At 41.4% G+C, this 7,553-nt stretch carries 8 protein-coding genes; all 8 read right to left on the bottom strand.

Annotated features, from left to right (window positions below):
- Positions 1 to 449: 449 nt before the first annotated feature.
- Positions 450 to 1,139, bottom strand: coding sequence for a class II aldolase/adducin family protein (locus tag BTO30_RS14540; protein WP_075399433.1), 690 nt, complete (start codon positions 1,137 to 1,139; stop codon positions 450 to 452).
- Positions 1,140 to 1,165: 26 nt separating this feature from the next.
- On the bottom strand, positions 1,166 to 2,143 hold the full coding sequence (locus tag BTO30_RS14535) for a DMT family transporter (protein WP_075399432.1): 978 nt from the start codon (positions 2,141 to 2,143) through the stop codon (positions 1,166 to 1,168).
- A 12-nt stretch (positions 2,144 to 2,155) separates the two neighbouring features.
- Entirely contained in the window at positions 2,156 to 2,392 is a 237-nt protein-coding gene (locus BTO30_RS14530; RefSeq protein WP_075399431.1) for a Rossmann-fold NAD(P)-binding domain-containing protein, read from the bottom strand.
- A 184-nt stretch (positions 2,393 to 2,576) separates the two neighbouring features.
- Entirely contained in the window at positions 2,577 to 3,614 is a 1,038-nt protein-coding gene (locus BTO30_RS14525) for an ABC transporter substrate-binding protein (RefSeq protein ID WP_075399430.1), read from the bottom strand.
- Between the two features lie 85 nt (positions 3,615 to 3,699).
- Entirely contained in the window at positions 3,700 to 4,341 is a 642-nt protein-coding gene (locus tag BTO30_RS14520; RefSeq protein WP_075399429.1) for an isochorismatase family protein, read from the bottom strand.
- Positions 4,342 to 4,434: 93 nt separating this feature from the next.
- Positions 4,435 to 5,709 (bottom strand): Rieske 2Fe-2S domain-containing protein, encoded by a 1,275-nt coding sequence (locus tag BTO30_RS14515; RefSeq protein WP_075399428.1) that lies wholly within the window; start codon positions 5,707 to 5,709, stop codon positions 4,435 to 4,437.
- A 211-nt stretch (positions 5,710 to 5,920) separates the two neighbouring features.
- A complete protein-coding gene (locus BTO30_RS14510) occupies positions 5,921 to 6,733 on the bottom strand; it encodes an ABC transporter permease (protein WP_075399427.1) in 813 nt (270 codons plus the stop codon).
- Positions 6,733 to 7,548 carry an ABC transporter ATP-binding protein gene (locus tag BTO30_RS14505; RefSeq protein ID WP_083632451.1) on the bottom strand — a complete coding sequence of 272 codons (816 nt, stop codon included), beginning with the start codon at positions 7,546 to 7,548 and terminating at the stop codon, positions 6,733 to 6,735. Before BTO30_RS14505 ends, BTO30_RS14510 begins: the two co-directional genes overlap by 1 nt.
- Between the last annotated feature and the right edge of the window lie 5 nt (positions 7,549 to 7,553).

The raw sequence follows: 7,553 nt of genomic DNA, 5'->3' as shown, positions 1-7,553 counted from the left end.
GAAAGACAATGGAAGGGCTATTGACAATGGCGATCGCCAGCGAGCGCGACATCGCTGAGCCGCATAGGCCACAAATGCATCAAGCCATCGAATGGGCAGGCTTCAGTACAGCCATTCTCATCAGCCCGATTATGGAAATGAAACAGCACATCCGGCAATAAATTTTTAAAAAAACAGCCAAGCAGCTGGTTGATGTATGGAAATATTTCTGAGTAAGCCGATTTGAAAATAGTTATTAATCCGGCTGCAAAACCATAAAAAGACCAAAGACCAGCTGCTTTTTCAGGTTTTGATTGAGAAAAAAACGAAAAAACACTATTTACTGTTTTTTACATGCGGAAAGTCAGATACAAAAAAAGCCTGCAGGCATCGCCTTCAAAATGAAGACTTTGTCTACAAGCTGAAACACCTATAATAGGTGTTTTTCGGGTCTCGTATTTTTGATTTACTTAAATAGTGCTCAGATTGCTGACGTAATAATCCCACACTTTTTGTATATTCTTTTTTTGCCAAATAAATTCCTTTGTACTTCGGACTTCTTCTTCATCCAGAGAGTGGGCATCCCCCATCTGGCTCGCCATGTACTGCCTGCAAGCATTTTCCTCTAAAAAGATACTTCGTACGAACGTCTCCATTATATTATCACCGGTGACAACAGCTCCGTGGGCCTTCAACAATATAACCTGATGCTCAGATAATTGATCAGTCAGTTCATTTGCAATGTCTGTGCTGCTGATAGACTGAGATTTAGGAAAGACCGGAATTTCCCCGAGCACAGCTCCTTGAATAATAACAGGACGAAGCGGGACATTGGCTATTGTAAACAAAGTCGACCAACGGGGATGAGTGTGGACAATCGCTTGAATATCATTTCTCCGTTTATAAATCTCTGTATGTAGCGGATATTCGTTTGGAGGGGTTCCATTGCCCTCTATTATCTCCCCATTTAAATCGATTGTGATTATGTCATACTCGGTTACCGTTTTCCTGCTCGCAGCTGCGGCGTTAATAAATATATATTCAGTCTCCGGCACTCTAACGCTAAAATGACCGTTAAAATCAATATGTTGTTCTTTTTCCAGCATACGAATCGCTGTGGCAAGCTGCTGTTTTAATGTAAGCAAAGATTGGTTTTGCACATGTACTCCCCTGCCTCTGTGTATTTTTATCCTAAGGCGATTAAACCTGCCCCCACCATTGCGGTAATAGAAGCAATGATAACTGTTTTCGTAATATTTTCCTGTGTTTTAAACACGATAGAAGACAAAAATAAAGTAAAGATCACATCGGTTGACGCAATAACAGCCACTCTGGATACACCGCTATGTGTTAATGCGGCAAAATATAAAATTTGGCCAAAAGATGTGGCAATTCCTGCGCCAAACAGCCAGGGACGAAAACTCGAAAAAGTGGCCTGAATCGACTGCCTGTATCGTTTCTGGAATAATGAAAGAATCAAAAACACAAGAATGCCGACAATGGCGCCTACGGTTGTTCCCAAGTAAGGGTCCGGTATCTCTTCCAGTCCTTCTTTTCTGACCACATACCCGACTGCATATGCCAGAGCAGAAATAATTCCATATATATATCCGAAACTGGCGAACGTTTTTACTTTCATCAACCATGTATTATGCCGACTGTTTTTCTCATCCCGATCCGTCATTTGAGATGTTTTATCATTTGTTTCACGCATGAACATTTTGTTTTTTTGAGCTATGAGGACAGATTCCAACATGAGAACAGCTGAACTTCCGAATATTAATACAATTCCGAGAGTGATCCACAAATTTAACGATTCCTGTAAAAAGATCAGTCCTAATAAAACCGCAAAGAAAGGATTCAAACGTTTAATGGCAGAGGCTCTGACAGAACCTAAATGCTGGATGGATGTAAACAAAAGCGTTCGTCCGATAAAGGCCGTCAGAATACCGGCTAACACAAACCACCAGATCCCTTCATTATTAAGCGGTGTCCACCCTTGAAAAATTCCTCTGCCAACAACAATCATCCCTGCAAGAAATAACGTGATTAAAACGGATAAAAAAGCCCCGTTATCTTTCGCATCCTCCTTTGTCCCTTTCTTTACCATTACATTCGCACAAGCAAAAGAGAAAGCGGCCAATAAAGCAAATAATTCCCCCATGATTTTTTACCGTTACCAAACTTGAATAATACTAGCCGATTCTACCGCTTCCCACAGTGTTTTCACCTCAAATCCATCCCGCTCAGCTTCCGCCCACGCATCGTCCACAGGTCTTAAGCCGATCACAACCGAAATTTCCTGTTCGCGCAGCAAACGAGCATATTCCTGTCCTTCACTGCTGTACCCTAAAATAGCGATTGTTTTCCCGTATAAATAGTCTGGAATGTGTAACTGTTTTGATGGCATCATGTATCATTACCTCCCTTTAAAAATGAATGAATGTATTATCATGCAAAACGTATTACGATTATTTTACAAAGTAAAAAGAAATAAAAGTAAATCCTGTTCTTTTATATAGAACAAGAATCTCATTTTTTAAAAAAGACCTTTGCGGCCGTTACTCCGCAAAGGTCCATTCACCCATCCCGCCTGATTATTCGGCATAAAATCTTTCATCTACCAATTGATCGATCGTAATATCTTTATCAGAAACCTTTGCTGCTTTTACGGTATCGATCGCCCATTCGACACCTTCTCTGTCCATTTTTCCTTTATCCGCTAATGCCGGAAGAACAAATTCAAAAGATTTTTCAGCATCTGCTCTGCTCATTTGCATATTATCCATAACAATGTCGATTACTTCTCCCCGATTGGTTTCGTCTTTAACAAACTCAACCGCATCGGAATGTGCGGACATAAAAGCGTAAACAACTTCTGGCTTTGTTTTAATTAAATCTCCATTAGCAGAAATCATGTTGTGATTATACGTTTTTAATTGGTCCCTCATCAAAAATCGTTTAAGTCCCAATTCATCTGCCTTCAAGTCCGTTGGTGGACTTAAAATCGTTACCGCTGCCTGGCCTTGCTGAAGTGCCTTAAGCCGTTCAGCATTATCTCCAGCGTTAATAATTCTAACATCATTATTTGGTTCTAATCCGTTTGCTTGTAACCAATATTCCAACTGAATATTAGTCCCATTTCCTGTTACCATCCCGGCGGCATTCTCTCCTTTTAAATCACTGATTTCTTGAATATCCTTCGTGACGTATATGGAATACATGGATTGGTTATCCAATGTACCAATAATTTTTACATTGGCTCCTTCTGCTACTCCTGTAATAACAGATTCCGGTAGAGAAGAAATGAGTTGAAAGTCGCCTGTTTGCAGGCCCCTTAGCGCAAGGACACCGCCTTGAACGTACGTAAATTTGACATCCAAGTTATATTTTTCATAATAACCTTTTTTTTCGGCCACAAGAAAAGGGATATAACTCATGTTTTGCTTTGAAGGTAAACCGACATGCACTTCTTCTGTTTCATCGGGCATTTTTTTGACTGTATTATTACTAGCTTCATTGTCCCCAGTCGTAATATCCTCTTTTTGAGCACAGCCCATAAGGCCGATTAGAATGACGGAAAATAAAGCGATTACAAAACCTTTAAATGACAGATAACTCTTCAGAAAGCCCATTGTTTAAACCTCCCACTTTCAGCAAGCTGTTGTTGAAATAGTCACACATCAGGCTCTATCACTTGGCTGTATGTCACTGTTATGGTTACGAAAGAGTTTGTTCCATCCATTTCAGAATGTCAGCCAATTTTAACACGTCGCCATATTTCATATGAATATCCATTAAGCTGATTTTATGAGATATTTGACTTCGGTCACCTACACACTCCTCTGGAACGACCACTTTATAATTATATGAAAATGCATCCACAACGCTGGCACGAACACAGCCGCTCGTTGTTAAACCGGTAATAATTAAGCTGTCAATCCCATGGAAAATGAGCATATCAACAAGACTCGTTCCAAAAAATGCGCTCGGTCTTCTTTTCTGAAGAACCACTTCATTTGCAAATGGTGTAATTTGTTCAACAATTGTATTTTCTTCCTCTGTCTTTTGCTCCCCCCCTTTCCACAATCCAATTCCAGACGGGTGTGATTCGGAAAAAGGAATTGTGAAAAATATAGGAATATTTTTCTTTCTTGCTTTCTGTAAAAGGTGAGACGTAGCTTCAACAGCTGGATATCCTGTTTCTGAATGGCCAAGACGAAACTTGCTGTCGGTAAATCCATATGTCATATCAACAATTAATAATGCCGGTACTTTACCAAAATCTCTTGTTCCGCCCATATTTGATTTCAAGAACCTTTTTTTGTCCTCTTCATCCAATACATCATCCCAAATCGCCACCGATTTCACCTCTTTCTTGTGATAAAAAAGCTCTTTTTTACAGCAATCTATACACTTCAAGGACGTATAACAGTCGTTTAAAAAACATTTTGTTTAATACTTCGCATGCATATCTTCTTTTAGTCCTTCTCTCCAGTCGACCCCTTTTGGCAGGAATTGATCACATGCCCGCGCATTGCGGTATGTTTCCGGATCCACACCCTTTAGCTGACGGCCTAATTCGATATCTTTCGTAGCTTCCAGTAACAATTGACGGGCAGCAATGATGGCCAGATCAGCCGTTCCCAGACGCTCTTTCGTACGATCCGGAAATGGCTTTTCCATCGTTTCCTGGAGAGCGTAATCCTGCGTATTAATCCCTAAAATTCCTGTAAACGTTTTCGTGCGCTGCAGTTCACGGTCGATCATGAAATCGTTTGAAGGATTTCGTTTAAGACGGTATCCGGGCAGCATATCATCCGGTCCGCGCCCAAAAAGAATTTCCTGCTGCATAGAAAATTCAGGATCTAAAGCAATCGACGGGTCACTTGTGTATTTAAAATTCCATACCCAAACGCTTTCATCATCAATTGGCACCCAAATGTGTCCCCGGATTGTCGGATAATCTTCACGGCTTCCATCATGCCATTTCATCATTTGTCCGCGCATTTGCTGGGACGGCATGATGAACTGATAAGCACGAATGTAGTTCCCATCTTCTTTTAAGTCCCGAATCCCTACATATTTAAACCCGTAATCCGTTTTATCGACTTCCAGTTTCGGGTTTGTCGCGCGGCTTCTCATTGAGTTTTTATCTTGAATATTATTATTGTGGGCAAATGATGAATGTGATGTATCAATGCCTCCTTCAAGTGCCTGTAACCAATTGCAGCCTTCATATGTTTTGGAAACTTGAAAATGGGTATCCGGCGCTCTTAACCATTCATAATCCGGATAGCTCGGCTGCTCCTCTTTTGGTCCCATATATACCCAAACAATACCGGACTTCTCCCAAGTTGGATAAGCGGCAATCGCCACTTTATGTTTAAAACGGCTCTCTTCCGGCTCATTCGGCATATCGACACATTGACCTTCCCTGTCAAACTTCCATCCGTGATAGACACATCTAATGCCGCATTCTTCATTACGTCCCCAGAACAGCTGCGCCCGGCGATGCGGACAATAAGCGTCCAAAATGGCTACTTTCCCTTCTGAATCGCGGAATGCCACGAGCTCTTCCCCAAGCAATTTCACTCTAACTGGCGGTCCGTCTTTTTCAGGAACCTCCTCTGTCAATAAAGCCGGAATCCAATATCGTCTGAATACTTCACCCATCGGCGTTCCCGCATCCGTGCGGCACAGCTTTTCATTATCCTCTTTCTTTAACATAGCTCCCACTCCTTCTTCTACTATTTCATTATATTTTTTTCATGGTTTAAGTATAAAATGGTCGTGATGAATGTAGGTTGTTAAGTTCTCGTATACGGCACATCATTTAAAAACATTTTATTTTTTTTGCATAGAATGTACTATTACTAAAAGTGATTTTACTAGAAAAAGACAGCAAGAAAGAGGCAGCGCACTGCACTGCCTCTCCCTTTTATCGTTCCCGCCAAGGTGCCAGTTTTTTCTCAAAAATCTTTAACAGTTCCGTCAATAAGACGGACAGCACCATCAGGACGACTACATAAGCTAAATATTCAGCCGTTTGGAACAGTTCAGAAGCGTGTCTGATCGCATATCCAATTCCAATATTCCCCGCAAGCATTTCCGCGACAACAACAGCGATCAATGCCCGGCCTATTGCTAAGCGTAAACCTGTAATGATAAACGGTATAGCGGAAGGAAAAATGACTTCTTTAAACATTTGACGTTCACTTGCCCCGTAAGAACGGGCTGCTTTTATTAATGATACATCCGTCATTTTCACTCCGGCCATTGTATTGATGAGGATAGGAAAGATGGATAAAGCAAAAACCATCATGACTTTTGAAAGCGTCTCCAAGCCAAACCATAAAACGAACAATGGCGTTAAGGCAATCATCGGCGTCGTATACAGCGCTGTAACAAATGGATCAAATGCAAGTTCAAGTTTTTTCCAATAACCCATCATTAACCCGATCGGAATGCCGATGAGTGCCATAGCAAACCCAAAACCTACTTCCATCCCACTTATTGCAAGGTGTTTAAAGACTTCACCTGATGCGAAAAATCCTTGCGCTTCAATAAATATTCGGCTCGGCCAGCTGAACATGAACGGATCAATCAGATTTAATTGTCCGCATAATTCCCAAACAGCTAAAATAATGGCTAGTGTGACAGCGGGATAAGAAATACTCTGCGGAATCTTCTTTCCCTTTTTTATTGACGATGATGCAACATTGATTGTTCCTGACGCTTCTGCTTTTTCCATTACGCTTCCCCCTTCCGATATTGTCGTCTAACTTCACCTTTGAGGTGATCCCAAATGACTTGCTTATACTCTTGATATTCAGGCAATGCTTTCGTTTCCAACGTTCTTGGGTACGGAATATCAATCTTTACCTCTTCTACAATTTGTCCCGGACGAACCGACATTAAGAAAATGCGTGTTGATAAAAATACAGCTTCATCAATCGAGTGGGTAATAAAAATAACCGTCTTCTTCTCATGAAGCATAATTTTCAGAACTTCTTCCTGCATAATTTCCCGTGTTTGTTCGTCTATTGCTGAAAAAGGCTCATCCATTAAGAGAACTTTCGGTTCGACCGCAAATCCACGGGCGATTCCGACACGCTGTTTCATCCCGCCCGAAAGCTGATGAGGATATTTTTGTTCAAATCCCTCCAGCCCGACAAGCTTAATATAGTGCATCACTTTTTCACGTATTTCGCGATCCGGCTTCCCTTCTAACCGCAATCCGAAAGCGACATTTTGATAGACCGTCTGCCACGGCATTAAAGCGAAATCCTGAAATACCATAGCCCGGTCTCCATCCGGACCATGCACAGGGGAACCGTTTACAAAAATCCGCCCGGATGACGGTTCAAGCAAGCCGTCCAGCGTATGAAGCAATGTACTTTTTCCGCAGCCGCTGGGACCGATAATAGAAATAAATTCCCCTTCATGAATCTCACCGGAAACATTTTTCAATGCATGAACCTGATTCGGCTGTCCTTCGTTATAAATGACATTCAGAGAATCAAATTGCAGAATCGGTGTCTTTGTTTTTACCAATGTTTCAGTCATTGAAC

It is taken from the genome of Domibacillus antri (assembly GCF_001936625.1).
GTDB classification, from domain to species: Bacteria; Bacillota; Bacilli; order Bacillales; family Domibacillaceae; genus Domibacillus; species Domibacillus antri.
This window is presented reverse-complemented; position numbering and strand designations above follow the sequence as displayed.

Excerpts from the sequence above, each read along its gene's own strand:
- BTO30_RS14515 (WP_075399428.1), bottom strand. The coding sequence starts at position 5,709 with ATGTTAAAGAAAGAGGATAATGAAAAGCTGTGCCGCACGGATGCGGGA.
- BTO30_RS14525 (WP_075399430.1), bottom strand. The coding sequence starts at position 3,614 with ATGGGCTTTCTGAAGAGTTATCTGTCATTTAAAGGTTTTGTAATCGCT.
- BTO30_RS14530 (WP_075399431.1), bottom strand. The coding sequence starts at position 2,392 with ATGATGCCATCAAAACAGTTACACATTCCAGACTATTTATACGGGAAA.
- BTO30_RS14505 (WP_083632451.1), bottom strand. The coding sequence starts at position 7,548 with ATGACTGAAACATTGGTAAAAACAAAGACACCGATTCTGCAATTTGAT.
- BTO30_RS14535 (WP_075399432.1), bottom strand. The coding sequence starts at position 2,143 with ATGGGGGAATTATTTGCTTTATTGGCCGCTTTCTCTTTTGCTTGTGCG.
- BTO30_RS14510 (WP_075399427.1), bottom strand. The coding sequence starts at position 6,733 with ATGGAAAAAGCAGAAGCGTCAGGAACAATCAATGTTGCATCATCGTCA.